14 protein-coding genes and 1 tRNA gene are annotated in these 17,990 nt (G+C 59.8%); 13 read left to right on the forward strand and 2 right to left on the reverse strand.

All coding sequences use genetic code 11. The features are described 5' to 3' along the window. The first annotated feature begins 90 nt into the window (after positions 1 to 90). The 6 genes from ACMLHZ_RS10925 to ACMLHZ_RS10950 all read left to right on the forward strand — a co-directional run bounded on the left by ACMLHZ_RS10925 (position 91) and on the right by ACMLHZ_RS10950 (position 8,254). Positions 91 to 1,032: an ABC transporter permease gene (locus ACMLHZ_RS10925; protein WP_418667752.1), complete on the forward strand. Its 942-nt coding sequence runs from the start codon at positions 91 to 93 to the stop codon at positions 1,030 to 1,032. 19 nt (positions 1,033 to 1,051) lie between these two features. Continuing rightward, positions 1,052 to 1,930: a carbohydrate ABC transporter permease gene (locus ACMLHZ_RS10930; protein ID WP_418667753.1), complete on the forward strand. Its 879-nt coding sequence runs from the start codon at positions 1,052 to 1,054 to the stop codon at positions 1,928 to 1,930. An 88-nt stretch (positions 1,931 to 2,018) separates the two neighbouring features. Further along, positions 2,019 to 3,632, forward strand: a complete 1,614-nt coding sequence (locus ACMLHZ_RS10935; RefSeq protein ID WP_418667754.1) for an extracellular solute-binding protein — start codon at positions 2,019 to 2,021, stop codon at positions 3,630 to 3,632. Between the two features lie 95 nt (positions 3,633 to 3,727). After that, on the forward strand, positions 3,728 to 5,374 hold the full coding sequence (locus ACMLHZ_RS10940; RefSeq protein WP_418667755.1) for a DUF4091 domain-containing protein: 1,647 nt from the start codon (positions 3,728 to 3,730) through the stop codon (positions 5,372 to 5,374). Further along, complete coding sequence (locus ACMLHZ_RS10945) at positions 5,371 to 6,606, forward strand: Gfo/Idh/MocA family oxidoreductase (RefSeq protein WP_418667756.1); 1,236 nt, start codon at positions 5,371 to 5,373, stop codon at positions 6,604 to 6,606. Before ACMLHZ_RS10940 ends, ACMLHZ_RS10945 begins: the two co-directional genes overlap by 4 nt. Before the next feature lie 115 nt (positions 6,607 to 6,721). Then, a complete protein-coding gene (locus ACMLHZ_RS10950; protein ID WP_418667757.1) occupies positions 6,722 to 8,254 on the forward strand; it encodes a glycoside hydrolase family 31 protein in 1,533 nt (510 codons plus the stop codon). Between the two features lie 277 nt (positions 8,255 to 8,531). Here the strand turns inward: ACMLHZ_RS10950 and ACMLHZ_RS10955 are convergent, their stop codons facing one another. Next, positions 8,532 to 11,468, reverse strand: coding sequence for an AAA domain-containing protein (locus ACMLHZ_RS10955; protein ID WP_418667758.1), 2,937 nt, complete (start codon positions 11,466 to 11,468; stop codon positions 8,532 to 8,534). 370 nt (positions 11,469 to 11,838) lie between these two features. Then, a tRNA-Leu gene (locus ACMLHZ_RS10960) sits at positions 11,839 to 11,925 on the reverse strand. Positions 11,926 to 12,235: 310 nt separating this feature from the next. Here ACMLHZ_RS10960 and ACMLHZ_RS10965 point away from each other — a divergent pair. The 7 genes from ACMLHZ_RS10965 (at position 12,236) to ACMLHZ_RS10995 (ending at position 17,977) form a co-directional block, all read left to right on the forward strand. Continuing rightward, positions 12,236 to 12,793: a sigma-70 family RNA polymerase sigma factor gene (locus ACMLHZ_RS10965; RefSeq protein ID WP_418667759.1), complete on the forward strand. Its 558-nt coding sequence runs from the start codon at positions 12,236 to 12,238 to the stop codon at positions 12,791 to 12,793. A gap of 124 nt (positions 12,794 to 12,917) precedes the next feature. Further along, positions 12,918 to 13,196, forward strand: a complete 279-nt coding sequence (locus ACMLHZ_RS10970) for a zinc-ribbon domain containing protein (RefSeq protein ID WP_177562922.1) — start codon at positions 12,918 to 12,920, stop codon at positions 13,194 to 13,196. A 114-nt stretch (positions 13,197 to 13,310) separates the two neighbouring features. Continuing rightward, positions 13,311 to 15,575, forward strand: coding sequence for a DUF2142 domain-containing protein (locus ACMLHZ_RS10975; protein ID WP_418667760.1), 2,265 nt, complete (start codon positions 13,311 to 13,313; stop codon positions 15,573 to 15,575). A gap of 120 nt (positions 15,576 to 15,695) precedes the next feature. Next, positions 15,696 to 15,896, forward strand: a complete 201-nt coding sequence (locus tag ACMLHZ_RS10980) for a DUF1858 domain-containing protein (RefSeq protein WP_177562924.1) — start codon at positions 15,696 to 15,698, stop codon at positions 15,894 to 15,896. After that, entirely contained in the window at positions 15,889 to 16,572 is a 684-nt protein-coding gene (locus ACMLHZ_RS10985) for a class I SAM-dependent methyltransferase (protein WP_418667772.1), read from the forward strand. Before ACMLHZ_RS10980 ends, ACMLHZ_RS10985 begins: the two co-directional genes overlap by 8 nt. 4 nt (positions 16,573 to 16,576) lie before the next feature. After that, entirely contained in the window at positions 16,577 to 17,326 is a 750-nt protein-coding gene (locus tag ACMLHZ_RS10990) for a Nif3-like dinuclear metal center hexameric protein (protein ID WP_418667761.1), read from the forward strand. A gap of 15 nt (positions 17,327 to 17,341) precedes the next feature. Beyond that, positions 17,342 to 17,977, forward strand: a complete 636-nt coding sequence (locus ACMLHZ_RS10995; protein WP_418667762.1) for a hypothetical protein — start codon at positions 17,342 to 17,344, stop codon at positions 17,975 to 17,977. The last annotated feature ends 13 nt before the right edge of the window (positions 17,978 to 17,990 follow it).

The raw sequence follows: 17,990 nt of genomic DNA on the forward strand, positions 1-17,990 counted from the left end.
ACAGGGAAAAGTGTTTGGTTTCGTCCATACCAATTCTGCGGCCGGGCAGGTATACTGCAATTGTGAGAACAACGAAAGGGCCGGGTCGCAATGAGAGAACAGACACTGGAAAGAAAGCTGCGCCGCGCACAGCTGTGGAAGCGGATCAAAAACGATCGACTGCTGTATTTGATGCTGATCCCCATACTGGCGTGGTACCTGATCTTTTGTTATCTGCCCATGGGGGGCATTACCCTGGCGTTCCGCAACTACCGCTACGACACCGGCCTGTGGCACAGCCCCTGGGTGGGCTTTGACCATTTTAAAACCATGTTCGGCGACGCGGAGTTCTGGCAGGCCTTCAAGAATACCATTGTTTTCAGCCTAGGCAAGCTGGCGTTCCACTTTCCGGTGCCCATTATTGTGGCGATTTTGCTGAACGAGATCCGCCACCCGCGGGTGAAGAGGTTTTTTCAGACGGTGTTTACCTTTCCGCACTTTATCTCCTGGGTAGTGCTGTCCGGCATTTTAATCAACATGTTTGCCAGCAACGGCATTGTGAACCAGCTTTTGGGCACGCTGGGGCTGGAGCAGGTGGCGCCGCTGATGAGCCTGAGCTCCTTCCGGCCGTTCATCTGGGTGTCGAATATCTGGAAGGAGTTCGGCTGGGACTCGATCATCTACATGGCGGCGCTCACCGGCATTGACCCCCAGCTTTACGAGGCGGCGGGCATCGACGGCGCGAACCGGCTGCAAAAAATGCTGCACATCACCTGGCCGGGCATCCGCAGCACCGTGTGCATCATGCTGATCCTGCAGGTCGGCGGCATTATGAGCGGGGCCTCGTTTGACCAGGTGTTCAACCTTTACAGCGCGCCGGTATACCCGGTGGCCGACACCATCGACACCTTTGTGTACCGCAAGTCGTTTATGCTGGGTACAAACTTTGGCTACACCACCGCGGTGGGGCTGCTGAAGTCGGTGATCGGGGTGGGCATGATCTGGGGCGCCAACAAAATCACCACCAAAATGGGCGAGGACGGGTTGTTCTGAAAGGAGGCCGCAAAGATCCATGATAAAAAAGAAGAAAAAGCTTTCGGCCTTTGAGGTCGTGTTATACGCGGTGTTTGGGGTGCTGGCCCTTGTGACCCTGTACCCGTTTTACAACGTGCTGATCGTGTCGCTTTCCAACACGGTAACCAGCGCCCGGTATTCCCCCTACTTATACCCCCATGTGCTCGACTTTACCGGCTACAAGGCCATTGTGAAAGACATGTACTTTTTCAAATCGCTGGGCACCACCGTGTTCGTGACCGTTGTGGGCGTTGCGCTGAACATGACCTTTTCGGTGGTGGCCGCCTATGTGCTGAGCAAAAAGCGGCTGGCGGGGCGAAACTTCTTTTTAAGCATGATCCTGTTTACCATGCTGTTCTCGGGCGGGCTGATCCCCACCTACCTGGTGGTGTGCCAGCTGCATCTGGACAACACGGTGTGGTGCATGATCCTGCCCACCATGATCAGCACCTATTACCTGATTATTATGAAAAACTACTTCGCAAGCCTGCCCCCCAGCCTGGAGGAGGCGGCCCGCATTGACGGGGCCAACGAATTCACGGTGCTGGCGCGCATTTATGTGCCCATTTCGAAGCCTTTCATGGCCACCTTTGCGCTGTTTTACGCGGTGGAGCGGTGGAACGGCTGGTGGGAGGCCTTCCTTTACATCAACGACAAGAACATCAAGCCCCTGCAAATTTATCTGCGGGATGTGCTGGTGAGCTTTAATACCCAGCTGGGCAGCCAGGCGCAGTCCATGCTGAGCGGCACCAAAGTGTTCGTGCAGTCGGTGCAGATGGCAGCCATTATTGTGACCATGGTGCCCATCATCTGCGTGTACCCCTTCCTGCAGAAATATTTTGTAAAAGGGGTAATGATCGGCTCGGTGAAGGAGTAACGCCCGGTGCGGGCGGTTTTCAACGGCTTTCGCCGCGCACACCAGCGCGGTGGTGTGATATACTGACCATAAGAAAAGGAGAAGAACCATGAAAAAAGCAAATCGTTTTCTTGCGCTTGGCCTGAGCGTAGCCATGGCTGCCGGGCTGCTGGCCGGCTGCGGCGGCGCCGGCCCGACCCCCGCAGGGTCTGCGGCAGACCCTGCTTCCGGCACAGATGCCGGAAGCAAAGCGCCTGTTGAGGTGTCCATCGCCATTTGGGGCGTGGAGGAAGCACTTTCCAACCCGGACGACCCCGTGCTCAAGCAGATCGAGGAGAAGACCGGCGTGAAGCTGGTGCCCCAGAACGTTACCTGGGACGACTCGGAACAAAAGATCCAGCTGTGGGCCACCAACGGCCAGCTGCCCGACATTTTTGCCGGCGACTTTGTGGCAAAATCCTTCTATGGCAACTGGATCGAGCAGGGCGTGATCCGCGCGCTGCCGGAGGATCTTTCGGCCTACCCCAACCTGGCCGAGCACATGCAGATGGAGCGCGCCCAGGCCGCCGCCCGTGACGGCAAGCTGTACATGATCCCCCGCACCACCTACGGCGACATCAGCTACAGCGTGCTGGACCGCAACGTGGTGTATCGCTGGGACCTGGCCCAGGCCGCCGGCGTGACCAAGGAGCCCGAGACCTATGAGGAGTTTGCCGACATGATCAAACGGATCGTGGCCGCCGACCCCGAGGGCAAGCACATTTCCGGCATGACCCAGGCACTGCCCGAACTGATCGGCGGGTTTGTGTATCCGTATGCCGGCATCATCGACAAAAAATGGGTGGCCGACGCGAGCGGCAAATTTGCCCCCAGCTATTTTGCAGACCGGGACGCTTTGGTGAGCGCCATGCAGTTTGCCCGTGATATGTACACCGAGGGCGTGATCGAGAAAGACATCGCCCTGGCGAAGCTGGAAACCAGCAAGGAGAAGTACCTGCAGGGCCAAAGCGCCGCCATGGTGTTCGCCTGGTCCGGCCCCGCCGGCCTGGAGAGCAACATCGGCCGCGATTACGATGAGCTTTACGGCGCGGGCAGCTTTTTGGAAAACAACCGCATTGCCAAGCTGTATCCCTCGGCCGACGGCAACCGCTACTACTTTGTGGACACCGAATCCTGGTCCGAGAGCTATATCTCCGCCAAGGTGGACGACGAAAAGATGGCCGCAATCTGCCGTTTGTTCGACTACCTGTACTCCGAAGAGGGGAGCCGCCTTGTGTTCTGTGGCTTTGAGGGCGAGGACTACGATGTGAAGGACGGCAAGGTGGTCATGCGCGAGGGCGTGAACCCCACCGAGAAGTATACCTACTGCAACTCGAACTCCAACCTGACCAGCCTGGCCATGTGGAACCCGGAATCCTGGGATACCAGCTTCCCCTCGGCCATTTCGCCCGCGTACCGCGCCCTGAACGAGGCGCGCCACGAAGACGCGGTGAAGAACGGCACCCTGCCCGCCTATTACGACGGCGTGCTGTTCCTTTCGACCCCTCTGAAGGACGCTTTTACCTACAGCACCAACGACGACCTGCTGCAGATCATGATGGGCACCGACCCCGTGGAAAAGATGGTGGATGATCTGCTGGCCTCTTATGAGGGCAAGGGTCTGTCCGCCATGCTGGACGAGGTGAACGCCAAGGCCGCCGAGTTGGGGATCAAGGCGAAGTAAAAAGGATATCCTTTAAAAACCCGCCACTAAAAAAGAATGAGAGCGTGGGCAGGGCTGCCGGCCCTGCCCACGCTGTTTTATGGAGAGAAACGCGTATGGAACAAACCGTGTTTGAGGGCGCGATCAGCGCCCGGGAGGAGTTTTTTTACCCGGACACCGCCCGCGGCCCGCTGCCGGCCGGGCTGCGGCTGGCCATGCCCCTGAACGGCCGGCCGGGGGTGCAGCTTTTGCTGGCGGCCGGCAAGATAGCGGTGAAAGCCGCGCTGGAAAGCGACAGCTTTACGCCGGAGTTTTTTGCGATGAAGGCCGTTCCCGTGGAGTATAACACCGGCGACGGCATCCAGCAGGGGGGCGCCATGGTGCTGGCCGAACGCCCCGGCGAAAAACCGGCCTATGCCACCCGGCTGGCGCCTTTTTGGGTGTACGACTGCCTGAAACCCGCGCCAACGGGGGAGATCGAGCCTGAAAACGGGCTTGCGGCGCTGTATGTTTGCCTGTGCCCCAAGCCGGGGCTTGCGGCGGGGGAACACACGGCGGTGCTGCGCTTTGGGGAATACCGGTGCACCCTGCGCGTGCGGGTGTACGGGACGGCGATCCCGCAGGACGCGTTCCCCGTGACCAACTGGTTCAGCCAGGAGGCGATCTGCCGCTTCCACGGGGTGGAAAAGGGCACCCCGGCCTTTTACGACATGGTGCGGCGGTACGCCCGGGCCATGCGGCGGATGCACCAAACCATGTTTTACATTGAGCTGGACGACGCCTGCGTTGCCGCACGGGAGCCGTACCGATTCGACTTTGAGTACCTGTGCCCCATGATCGAGAGCTTTTTTGCCGAGGGGATGCAGCGCATGGAGCTGGGAACCCTGTTGAGCCGCGGCTTTTTGCCGGGCGGCGCGCCGGACATGTACACCGACTCGTTCAAATGCGCCATGGCGCCCGAGCTGCCCATCGACAGCCCCGAGGGGTATGTGGTGACTGTGCGGTTCGTGCAGGCGCTGGCGGAGTTTTTGACCCGGCACGGCTGGCAGGACAAGGTGCTCTTTCACATCCACGACGAGCCGGACATCCACTTTAAGGATCAGCATACCCTGAACGCCCGCAAGCGGCAGTATTATCTTGCGGCAGGCATTCTGCGCAAGTATCTGCCCGGGGTGCGGGTGATCGAAGCGGTGGGCTCGGCCGAATTCCGGGGCGGCGTGGACATCTGGGTGCCGGGCACCCCCGGCTACGAGGAGAACCAGGCCGCCTTCGACGGGCTGGCCGCGCTGGGCGAGGAGGTCTGGGGGTATGTGTGCTGCGGGCCCGAGGGGAACTGGCTGAACCGCTTTTTGGATTTTGCGCTGCTTAAGGGGCGGCTGCTGTTCTGGGGCTGCGCGGCGAACCGCCTGGGGGGCTTTCTGCACTGGGGCTTCAACCAGTTCGCCCCGGGCATGGACCCTTTCCGGGCCACCAGCTGCCCAAACCCCACGGGAATCGGCACGAATTTTCCGTGCGGGGATGCCTTTGTGGTGTATCCGGGCACGGACGGACCCTGGCCGGGCATGCGCATGGAGGCGGCCCGGCGGGGCGCAGAGGACGCAGCCCTGCTGGCGCTGCTGCGCGGGCGGGACCCGGCGGCGCACGACGCGCTGGCAGCCCGGGTGTTTGTAAACAACCACCAATACAACGACGACCCGGCGGTGTTTGAGCGGGTGTACGAGGAGCTGCTGCGGGCGCTGGAAAAGCAGGAGGCAAGGGCATGAAGCAGGTAACGGCGGTGCTGGTCGGCGCGGGGGCGCGGGGGCAGATCTATGCCGAATATGCCCGGCAGCACCCGGAGGAGCTCAGGATCGTGGCGGTGGCCGAGCCGCGGCAGGACCGGCGGGAGCTGGCGTGCCGGGCGCACGGTGTTGGGCCGGAGCACAGCTTTTCCAGCTGGGAGCCCCTGCTGGAAAAGCCCCGCATGGCGGACGCGGCGCTGATCTGCACCCTGGACGGGCTGCACACCGCCCCGGCCCTGGCGGCGCTGGAAAAGGGCTACCACGTTTTGCTGGAAAAGCCCATGAGCAATTCTGAGGCGGAGTGCAGGGCCATTGCCGCCGCAGCCGAGCGGGCAAACCGGGTGCTGTGCGTGTGCCATGTGCTGCGCTATACCCCGTTTTATGCCGCACTGAAACGCCTGGTGGACGAAGGGGCGGTGGGCGAGGTGGCGGCCCTGGCGCAGATCGAGAACGTGGGGTATTGGCACCACGCCCACAGCTTTGTGCGGGGCAACTGGCGCAGCGGGGCGGTCTCGCCCATGATCCTGCAAAAGAGCTGCCACGACATGGACATTCTGCTGTGGCTGGTGGGGCGGCGCTGTGAGCGGGTGGCGAGCTTTGGCAGCCTGCGGCACTTCGACGCGGCCCACGCCCCCAAGGGCGCGCCCGCCCGCTGCCTGGACGGCTGCCCGGCCAGCGGCAGCTGCCCTTATTACGCGCCGCGCATCTATTTGACCGAAAACGTGGGCTGGCCCACGGACATGCTCACCACCGACCTGAGCTGCGAGGGCAGGGAAAAGGCGCTGCGGGAGGGGCCGTACGGCCGGTGTGTGTACCGGTGCGACAACGACGTGGTGGACCGGCAGGTGGTGAACCTGGAGTTTGAGGGCGGGGCCGTGGCCAGTTTTGCCATGACCGCGTTTACCACGGACATGGCCCGCCAGCTGAAAATCACGGGCACCGGGGGGCAGATCACGGCGGACATGAACACCGGGCGGGTCAGCCTGCACCGCTTTGGGCAGGCGGAGCCACAGGTGATCCCTGTGGAAGCGCCGCCCGAGACCAACAATTACGGCCATGGCGGCGGCGATTATTACCTGATGCGGGATTTTGTGCGGGCCGTGCGGCAGGGGGGAGCGCAGACGCTTTCTTCGGCGCAGGCCTCGCTGCAGGGGCACCTGATCTGTTTTGCAGCCGAGCGCTCACGCCGGCAGCACACTGTGGAGGAATTGTAAAAGTGCGCAGAGACCTGACAGGAAAGAAAAGGCGGGAGGCTGGCGCCGCGGTTTGCAGAGCGCGGCGGCCGCCGGAGCGCCGCAGGAAGCTGTGGGAAAGGGGGAATGAGGCCTGATGAAGCGTATCATGCGCCCTGCGGCGCAGACAAGCGCCGGGCCGACGGTGGAGTTTCTGCCGGGAGAGGTTTGGTTTGGCGGCGCGGTGACCGACGGTATTTGCCAGCCTTATACCGCGCAGAGCTGCCGTACCCTGGAGCTGCGCTGCAACCGCACACCGAACCAGGCCATGCCGCTGCTGGTCTCGACCAAAGGGCGGTGGCTGTGGAACGGCGCTGGGATGCTGGTGCGGATGGGCAGCGGATGCATTTGGTGCAGCGCCGGCACCCTGGCGGGGCAGGAGCAGGGGGGCCTGCGCGGGGCGTACCTTGGCGCAATGCGGCGGTTTTTCCCCTTTTGCGGGGCGGGTCCCTCGGAAAAGCTGAGGGAGGCCCCGGTATACAACACCTGGATCGAACTGACCTTTCACCAGACCCAGCAGGCGGTGCTGCGGTATGCCGGGGACATTCTGGCCCACGGCCTGCCCGCCGGGGTGCTGATGATCGACGACGGCTGGAGCGACTATTATGGAAAATGGAGCTTTTCCGCCGAAAGGTTCCCCAGCCCCGGCGCCCTGCTGGCCGAGCTGCGGCGGCTGGGGTTTGCGGTGATGCTGTGGGTATGCCCGTTTATCACGCCGGACACCCTGGAATACCGGGAGCTGGAGCAGAAGGGGCTGCTGGTAAAAAACGGCCAGGGCGAGGTACACATCGCCCACTGGTGGAACGGCTGGTCGGCCATTTTGGATATGACCCGCCCCCAGGCATGCGCCTGGCTGAAAGAGCGGCTGGACGCCCTTGCGGCCCTGGGTGTGGAGGGCTTCAAGTTTGACGGGGGCGACAGCCTGTACTACCCCGAGGGCGGCGAGGAGAGCCCCGACGCGCACTCGCGGGCCTGGGCGCGCTTTGGAGAACAATATGCCCTGAACGAATTCCGGGTGACCGCCGGCGCGGGGGGGCGGCCGCTTTTGCAGCGGCTGTGCGACAAGGACCACAGCTGGGGCGAAACCGGGCTTGCGGCGCTGGTGCCCGATGCGCTGGTGCAGGGCCTTACCGGGCACCCGTTCCTGTGCCCGGACATGATCGGCGGAGGGGAGTACCGGAATTTTTACGGCCAGGGCGCATTGGACGGGGAGCTGTTCGTGCGGTGGGCCGAAGCGGCCTGCCTGATGCCGGTGATGCAGTTTTCGGCCGCGCCCTGGCGGGTGTTGGGGAAGCGGGACTTTGCGGCAGTGCTGCGCGCCGTGGAGACCCGCGCCCGCTTTTTGCCCGCGCTGCGCACGGCGTGGGAGCACTGTGCCCGCACAGGCGAACCCATCCTGCGGCCTATGGCGTACGAATTTCCCAATGAGCCGTGCGATGCGGTCACGGACCAGTTCATGCTGGGGGAAGAGCTGCTGGTGGCGCCTCTGCTGCGCAAGGGCGCGGAGGAGAGAACGGTGTATCTTCCCAAGGGCGTGTGGAAGCAAAACGCGCAAAGTATTGCGAGCGGCGGCGCATGGCAGGTTTTTGATGCACAGCAGGGCCCGCTGGTGTTCGAGCGGGGAAATTGAGCCGGAAGAAAAAATGAAAAATAAGTGGGCAGGGGCCCGCCGCTCGCTTAAAAAACAGCGCGGCGGGCCCCTGCCCTTATTTGAGAAGCATACGGCCTTTTACCGCTGCTTTTCCGCTGGGTCTATTAAAAATTCGGGAAATTATTTCAGCTATTACTGCCCAGGAATAATTGAAGCGAATTTTTATCCTCAAAAATGAATGTAAAATGGACTTGCAATAAAGGGGCGACACTTAGATGTCTTATTTTTGAACGCGAATCCAGCCCTCTATTGACTCTTACAGAGCTTTTGTGAAACCACAGTCTGGGAAAGAGATGCAACCATAAAAATCCCCGTTCACGCCTCCCCTTTTTACCAGTAGACCCTTGCAGAATTCGCATCTCATTGCCGGATCATCGACCATCTTAATTTTCTTATAATAATTCAGATCAAGCAGTTCGGAAACCTCTTTCTGCATCTTTTTACTTACCATACGCTGCATTTGTTCCGTTGTGGATCTGTGACTCAACAAATTTAGGCTGCCTTGCCAAACCAGAGTGTCATCAATCAGTATTACCTTTTCGTGCATGTTTTTGCGAATCCGTACGATGACTCCGTCCCTTCGCAAATTATCGATCAAGGCTCGGGCTTTCTTTTGATAAAGCCTTACGTGTTCGCTTACCGACCGAGTATATACGACCACCTCTCCGCCTGCTTCGATGATTCCCTTAAATACAGGCAGTAAAACTTCAATCCGGCCTTCTCGGACAAAGGGACAGAAAATGATCACTCGTTTACTGGCATTTTTTAAATCCGGAATCATTTTGGCCCAGAAGCTATTTTGATTATATTGACCCAGTTCTTCAACTGGTACTCCTTTACTCAACCGCTTGATTTCGTTTTCTTCATCTGTAGTTTGGAAACCAATTCCCAATTCGGAAACGGATAAGGTTGCTCCATGTTGATGCAGAATATCCAGAAAATCCTTGAAAATATGCCCTTTGAAATTCTGTTGTACGAATTTCACATTTGCCAATAAAATGAACTTGGATTTTGCCCGTGTGACCGCGACATTCAACATGAGCGGAGCGCTCTGGTTTTTTCTGCTACCTTCGTCAAAAAAGAACCATTTTGCATCCGTGCCTTCGCTCTCTACAGAATCGCAGATGATAACATCTTTTTCGCCACCCTGAAAACTATGTACCGTATTTACTTCGATTCGTTTTCTTTCCGGGCTGTTTTTCCCCAAAGATTCATCTAAAATATCACTGATTAATTCCTTTTGTGGACGATACGGAACGACTATTCCAACTGTGATTTCTTTCCTGTCCTGTGTTTCGTTCGCTAAATAGTTCTGCGCCATGGCCGCTGCCAGTGCTGCATGATACAAATTGCACCGACTTTGCCCATTAGGCCCTCGATTCATCCAGGGAGCGCCCTCTGAAGTATCCACCAAAATCAACGGCTGATCCTGCACCCAACGATCGGATAAAACCCTGGTCTTCGTATTGTCCCCGCTTTGTAAAATACCTCCATAAAACAATTTGTTGGGGATCGAAGCAATGGCAGGGTTCATACGGTATTGAATGCTCAACGGTTTCACGAATTCGCTGCTTCTGGCCTTGCCGACCGAGTTCATTCCAATAATGTCGAAAAAACTTCTATTCTGCCAATTTTTCAGCAATTCAGTTTTACTTTGTGTGCCGATTGGAGGAAGCTGTAAGAAATCCCCAATGAAGGTGCAGGATGAACTGATCAGGCCCATTGCGAAAAACATAGGCAGTAATGGAGCCATACTGACCTCGTCGATGAACAACACGTCATATTGTTGTGCCTGCAAATCGGTAGACATATACGTCATCGACAGCGTAGCGCCGATTACCACTGCCTCTTCGATCACCTGCTTGCGCACAACAGCGATCCGTCGCTCCAACTCCCTGATTTGTTGTTCAATCGCATCTGCTTTCTTGGACAGCTCTCCGATTTCTTTTTCTAAGACTGACTCAGTAAGCCCGACAATCGTGAGTGCAGACTCGATTTTCAATGCTTCGGATTGTATAACTTTCTCCAAATCGGCAATTTCCAAAGAAAGGGCAGTTTGTTTGCTTTGCAGCAATTTGATAGCATTTCGCCTTTCTTCACAGGAGTTTTCCACTTTATAAATCTTTTGCCTTGCTAATAAAATTTTCTTCTTTGTACGCCCGGTTTGAAACATTTTGGTTTCCAGCCGGGATAGTTCCGCTTTCAAAGATTGTAACGTCGTTTCATCCTGCCCAATCTCTGCCATATATTGCGTGAGTTCTTTCTTCTGCTGATTGTATATTGCTTTTTTCTCTGATAAATCACCCTGCTTTTGCCGGTAGCCATCCCGCATAGATTGTATTTTCAAAAAATCGGAGAGCTTGTCCTGCATCGGCAGCAATTTTGTTTCAAGACCTTCTATTTGAACGCTAAGCTCCTCCGATCTTACCCGAACAATCTCATCCAAGGACAGCATTGGATACTTATCCAGTTGTGAAACGCCCATTCGAACCAAATGGCCTTCTGTATAAACAGGCTCATTATGGAGAAGATCTGCCAGTTCTTCCATTGCACCATCCACCGCAGTATTTGCGTGAGAAAGGAGCAGGACGCGACGCCCCCGCTTTATTTGTTCATTGATCGCTATCGCTATTGTGTGTGTTTTTCCCGTGCCCGGAGGCCCCCAAATGATGGCGTCACCCTGAAATGAACGCACTACAGCGGCTTTCTGGTATTCGTTTATCCGACTATATTCTGCTAAGTCCGGTAAAGATTTAGTCCCGGTCTGCAACTGACCATTAAACAGTCGTGCCGCGATCGTATACCGCTGATCGGCGTTATGCAGGTTCTCCTGAAAACATTGCAGAAGTTTCTTAGGGAGAGCGGTACGGTCGAGAAAGAGTTTTATTTCTTGGCTCAAAGATAGAGTGTGAAATGTTTTTAAAAGAATTCGGCAGTTGTCAGATGAGATATACTCACAATCAAATTGGGCAGAACTCGTTATTATTTTGTACACAACATTGTCCTGAGGGAAAAATGGCTGCTCTGTGTCAAATTGGTAGGTGTTGTACCCATTTTTGCTTTCACAGAGTATACCATTCATCAAGATAATATTGTTATCTTTTGATTGTTTCAGCTCCTCAAGCTCGACTTTTAAGACTTCAATAAATTCCTGAATATAGTCGTTGGGAGTTATCGGACCTTTTTCTGTCATGCTTGGTCACCTTTTGTCGTTTGAAATGATATCGAAAGCGCAGAAATTGAACTCTTTTAGTATATATTGTAATTTTACCAAATTTTAACTGAAATTTCAACCTGTATCCGGCAGGCTTCGGATAGCGATCTCTGCTAGGATCTGGATGTACGATCAACCTAACAAAAAGAGTTGATATAAAAACAAAGAATCTGTTGTGTATCGTGCAACAGATTCTTTGATTTGGGGGAAGCGTTGACATAAAAGATATCTCTTGGAGAAAAAAGACAAACCTTCAAAAATGGCTTAAATGCTAGGCCTATAGCATAGAAAAAGAGACCGAAATTTGGATATCTCACTTTTGAGTTCCAAATTTCGGTCTCTTTTCACATGGTGCCGCTGGCCGGGGTCGAACCGGCACGATGTTGCCACCGGCAGATTTTGAGTCTGCTGCGTCTGCCAATTCCGCCACAGCGGCGCGTGTAACGGTATTATTATAATATGGACGCCCGGCAAAATCAAGTGGGAATTTGTTTGTGGCGCGCCGCCGCCTGCAGCATTTCGCTTTTGCGGGGCGCACAGACGCCTTTTTACCCATGGGCCCGGGAGGGGCGGCGCAGGGGCGGACAGGGGCGGGCAGGGACGGACACCGTGATTTTGTCTGTTTTTTTGCGAAAGATCGGGCAAGTTTCTGTTGACAAACCGAACTTTCGGGGGTAAACTATAAAGGAATATAAAGGTTTTGCAGCGAGCGCTGTTTTGAGGCGCCGTTTGCCGGAGTTTTCTTTATGCCGCATCTCACGCCTTTGCTTTTGCAGCAGGCCCAGGCCGGGCAGGAAACCGCCATTGCGGCGGTGCTGGCCCACATGATGCCCATGCTCCGCCGCTGTGCCGCCCAGGGAGTATGCCCTGGCCTTGAGTACGATGACGCGGTGCAGGAGGGGATCATCGGCCTGTTCAGCGCGGTCAAAATGTTCGACGCCTCCAGGGGCGCTGCTTTCGAGACCTATGCCTCCACCTGCATTCAAAACGCGGTCATTGCCGCGCAGCGGGCCGCGGGCCGCAAAAAGCACGGCCCCCTGAATCAAAGCGTGCCCCTGGAAGAAAACCATCCCGCCCCCGGTCCCGAGGAGATCGCCATCCGCAACGAGCAGATGAACGCCACCTTTCAGGCCATTCACACCCGCCTTTCCGGTTTTGAGCAGGAAGTGCTCGCCCTATTTATAGACGGCAACAGCTACGAGCAGATCGCCCGGCAGTTGGGCCGCACCCCCAAGGCGGTGGAAAACGCGCTGTTCCGTCTGCGCCGCAAGCTGCGCCAGGAACAACCTATTTCCAAGCTGTAAACCCGGTTTTGGGTTTACCATATATGCCCCTGTAGCTTAACATTTAGAGCATTGGTCCTGACCAAAGGTGACGGTTGAAATCCTTCCGCGGGCAAAAAAACAAAATGCAGAGGAGATATCTAGCATGTTCGAAGACAAGACCCTGGTATGCAAAGAGTGCGGCAACGAGTTTGTGTTCACCGCCGGTGAGCAGGAATTCTACGCCAGCCGTGGCTTTGAGAATGAGCCTCAGCGCTGCAAGAGCTGCCGCGACGCCCGCAAGAACGCCACCCGCGGTACCCGTGAGATGTACGAAGCCACCTGCGCCGCCTGCGGCAAGGTTGCCCGCGTGCCCTTCCAGCCCCGTGAAGACCGTCCTGTGTATTGCAGCGAGTGCTTCGCCAAGATGAAGGAAGAGCAGTAATCTTTGCAAGCAAAAAGAGCGCTCCCGCCAGGGGGCGCTCTTTTCTTGTGTTTTTGTGTGCTTTGCGGTACAATAAACCAGACCAAACTCTTTCAAAAAAGGGAGCCTGACGCGATGAAACAGCCTGTTCACGATTGGATCCGGGCGCACCGCCGCCTGGTTGCCGGGGCCGCTGTGACCCTGGCGGCTGCCCTGTGCCTGGCGTGGGTGGGGTACAGCCTGCACCACGCCTGCAAGAACGTGAGCCAGTATGAGATCGTGCACGACGGCTATGTGGAAAAGCAGGGCCTGTACCCCGCAGACCCGGCGGCGGGCCTTACCCAGGTGCTGCGCACCGAGCCGGGGGTGACGCTGTACGGGGTGCGGCTGATGTTCGTGACAGGGGGCCGGGTGGCGCAGGGGAGCCTGACCGTGCGGCTGCTGAGCGGAGAAACGCTGCTGGCCACGAGCGTGAGCGACATGACCGCGCTGCTGGACGGCGCGTTTGTGGATATTCTGTTTGACCGGCCGGTGGTGATGCAGCAGGGGCAGGCCTACAGCCTTGCCGTCACCGCGGCGCCCGCAGCGCCGGAGGATGCGGTGGGGCTGGTATACGGCGAGGGGAGCATGGCCGACCCGGCGCTGCCTCTTGTGGACGCGCTTTCCCCCGACCGGCCGGGCCGCACAGCGGCACTGCAGTATATCACCAACTACACCGGTACGCGCTTTGCCCTGAAAGCCTTCGCGCCCCTGGCGGCCCTGGTGCTGCTGGCGGTGGCGGGCGGCTGGTGGCTGCTGTTCGTGAAACGGGCCAAGGCCCATTGGAGCTTTGCGTACCTGGCCGCGCTGCTGGGGCTGGCCTTTGCACTGGTCACGCCGCCGCTGGCGGGGCCGGACGAATATGTGCACGCGGCGGGAGCCTATGCTCTGGCCAGCCAGCTGACCGGCCAGCCCGGGGTGGAGAGCGCGTACGATGAAGACGGCGTCTACCGTTCCCGGCTGGCCATGCGCGCCTGCGATGCGCCCCACATGCGCGCGGTTTCGGGCGAGATCGGCGCCATTGCCTACAAGGAAATGGCGGACGGCCTGTTCAGCGCCGGCAACAGCGGCGCACTGACCGCCGCGGCGGCGGTGCGGGCGCCCTACAATGTGCAGCCGGTACAGTATCTGCCGCAGGCGCTGGGGATGCTGCTGGCGCGGACGCTGGGGCTGGGCTTTTATGCCATGCTGCTGCTGGGGCGGCTTGCCAACCTGGCGGCTTATGTGGCGCTGGCAGCGCTGGCCGTGCGCTTTGCCCCGGCGGGCAAGAACATTTTCTTTGCGGTGGGGCTGCTGCCCATGTGCCTGGCGCTGGCAGGCAGCCTTTCGGCGGACACGGCGGTGCTGGGCCTGGCGTTTTTGCTGAGCGCGCTGTGCCTGCGGGGGGCCTGTGAGCAGCGGGCGATGAGCCTTGGGGCGCAGGCGTGCGTGCTGGTGCTGGCGGCGCTGCTGGCACCGGCCAAGGCGATTTATATCCTGCTGGTGAGCCTGTGCTTTTTCATCCGGCCCGAAAACCTGGGGGGGCGGGCGCGCAGCCGGGCGTACAAGGGCCTGGTATGTGCGGCGGCCCTGGGGGGCTGGGTGTTGGCGAACGGCGCCACCGTGGCATATATGTTCCGCAGTGTGGATGTGGAGCGGCTGGCGCTGGCAGCGGCGCCCCTGGCGGTGCTGGGGGTCCTGGCGGCGGCCGCCTGGCTGCGGTGGAAAAAAAGCCCGGCCTTTCGCCGGGGCGCGGTGATCGGCGGCGCGGTGCTGGCGGCGGTGCTGGCGGCGGTGGCCGTGTGGGTCGCGGGCAACAGCGGCGAGACGCTCACCCCCGAGGAGTATGCCGCCGGCATTCAGCCCAACGGCGAATCGGTCTACGTGTTCAGCGCGGGCTACATCGTTTCACACCTGCCCCAGACCTTCAAGCTGCTGGCAAACACCCTGGGCAGGGAGCTGCCCACCTACCTTCAGGGGTTGGTGGGGGCGCTGCCGGGCGAACCCATCGTGTACGGCCTGGAGATCAGCTGGACCCTGACGCTGGGGCTGCTGCTGGTACTGCTGGCCAGCTGCCTGCGGCAACAGGGCCGGCCCCCCCGGCTGCACGGCCGGGGCCGCTGGCTGCTGGGCGGGGTGTGCCTGGGGGTGACAGCGCTGATGGTGCTGGCGAACGTGAGCTGGACCCCCATCAACAGCGCGACCGTTTTTGGGATTCAGGGGCGGTATCTGCTGCCCGTGCTGCCGCTGGCGCTGCTGCTGCTGGGCGAGTGCGACACCGTTTGCCTGAAACGGGATTCCTCGCGCGGGCTGCGCTTTTGCAGCGCGGCGCTGGCGGCGGCCACGGCGCTGGAAAGCCTGGTTTTATTTGCCACTGCGTGAGGTTGCAAAAATGGCGCAAATCGGCTATAGTAATAAGAACGGGACGCGCCTGGAACAGGCGGCCCGAGGCCCTGAAACGGGCCGCTGGATCAGCTTTTGAGAGAAAGAGAGATAAGTACCATGACCATTACCAAACAGACCATCATCGGCGATATTCTGGATACCGACAATTCGGTGGCCCCGCTGTTCCTGGCCATCGGGATGCACTGCCTGGGCTGCCCTGCCAGCCGGGGCGAAACCATTGAACAGGCCTGCGCGGTGCACGGCACCGACCCGGACGAGCTGGTGGCCCGGCTGAACGCCCATTTTGGCAATGCCTGAAGCCCCCCGGCTGGACGCGCGCCTGCTGGCGGCCGCCCGGCTGGTAAAGCCGGGGCTGCCCGCGGCGGACGTGGGCTGCGACCACGGCAAGCTGGCGGCGTGGCTGGCCTGCACCGGGACCTGCCCGAAAGTGATCGCCTGCGATTTACGCCCGGGGCCCCTTGCGGCGGCAAAAGCCACCTGCGAGGGCAGCGGCTGCGCCGACAGGGTGGAGCTGCGGCTGGGCAGCGGGCTGGAGGTGGTGCGCCCCGGCGAGGTGGGCACGGTGGTGCTGGCCGGCATCAGCGCACAGACCATCATCGAGATTCTGCAGGCGGCCCCTTGGGTGCGCAGCGCGGCCGTTCGGCTGGTGTGCGTGCCCGCCACCAAGGCGCCCGTGCTGCGCGGTTGGCTGTGGCGGCAGGGGTTCGCGCTGCGGCAGGAAACCCTGGCCCGCGCGGCGGGCCGCTGGTACACCGCTATGTGCGCCGAATACTGCGGCACGCCCCGCGAGCCGGGCGGAATGGAATGCCTGCTGGGGCTTACATACGGCCAGCCGGGTGCGGATGAATACCGGCGGCAGGAGACCGAAAAACTGCAGAAGTACCGCAGGGGCCTTTCGCACTACCCCGCCCGGGCGGCAGAGGTGGACGCGCTGCTGTGTGAGTTGCGGCAACAAGAGCGAGGAGAGAGATAAAGCGATGGCGAAGATCGAAGAAGTGCAGCAGTTTTTGCAGCAGCTTGCCCCGGCAGGCCTTGCCGCCCCCTGGGACAACGTGGGGGTATTGGTGGACTGCGCGGCCGACGTGACCAGCATCCTGGTCTCGCTGGACATCACCGACGAGGTGGTGGCCGAGGCCGAGATCCAGGGCTGCCAGCTGATCGTGGCGCACCACCCGGTGATCTTTAAGCCCATGAGCCGCATCGGCCGGGGCGACGTGCCCTTCCGCATGATCAAGAAGAATATTTCCGCCCTGTGCGCCCACACCAACCTGGACGCGGCCGAGGGCGGCGTGAACGACATCCTGTGCAAACTGTTCGGCGTGGGTTCCGCGCGCCCCTTTGGCGAGGGGGATCTGGGCCGGGTGGGGCAGGTGCGCACCACCGGCGCGGCGCAGCTGGCGGCCCAGTGCAAGGCGACCCTGAACGCCCCCAGCGTAAAGCTGGTGGATACCGGCCGGCCCATCTCCACCCTGGCGGTGGTGGGCGGCAGCGGCGGTGATATGCTGGCCGCGGCGGCGGCCGCGGGGGCCGACGCGCTGCTGACCGGCGAGGCGAAGCACCACGACGCGCTGGAGGCAAAGCGCCTGGGCGTGAGCCTGATCGCCGCCGGGCACTACTCGACGGAATTCCCCATTGTACCGGTGCTGGCCGACAAGCTGGCCAAGCGCTTTAACGGCGTGCGGGTGCTGTGCAGCCGCCGCAACAAGGAGCCCTTTACCTATCTGTAAACAGGAGCGTGCCCTATGCTGCGTCACAAAAAGGAAGATCAGCTTGGCTACAACCGAGAGATGTTCGGCGAACCTGCGCCGGGGCGGGGAGAGGAAGCCGCGCCGCTGCCCGGAGTGCCGGAGAGCGATCTGCTGGAGCGGCAGCTGGGGCCCGGCGAGACCGTGATCTGGCGGGGCAAACCGCAAAAGCTGCACCCGGCGGGCGGCGCCTTTGGCAGGCTGTTCGGCTGGGTCTGGCTGGGATTTGCCTGCTTTTGGGAGCTGATCGCCCTCACCGTGCTGCTGCGCACCGGGATTGTGGGCCTGCTGTTCCCACTGTTTGGGATCCCCTTTGTCCTGATTGGCCTGAAGCTGGTGTTTCCGAATCTGCTTGGCAAACGGCGCCTTGCCGGTACGGTGTATGCCGTGACCAACCGGCGGGTGCTGGTCGTTACCGAGAGCCGGGTGACCGCTTGGCCTGTGAGCAGCATTGAGGGTGTGGAGAAGCGCTACTACAGCGACGGCACCGGTGATCTGGTGCTGGACGGCGGCCAGACCCGCACCACCTGGAACGACGGGCACGCCCACACCCGCAGCGTGACGCTGGACCTTTTGGGCCTGGCGGACGTGGACGCCGCCGAGGCCGCGCTGCGCAGCCAGCTGATGGTTTGATCGCTTTGCGCCG

The organism is Allofournierella sp. (genome assembly GCF_048388525.1).
In the GTDB taxonomy this organism is placed as follows: domain Bacteria; phylum Bacillota; class Clostridia; order Oscillospirales; family Ruminococcaceae; genus BQOK01.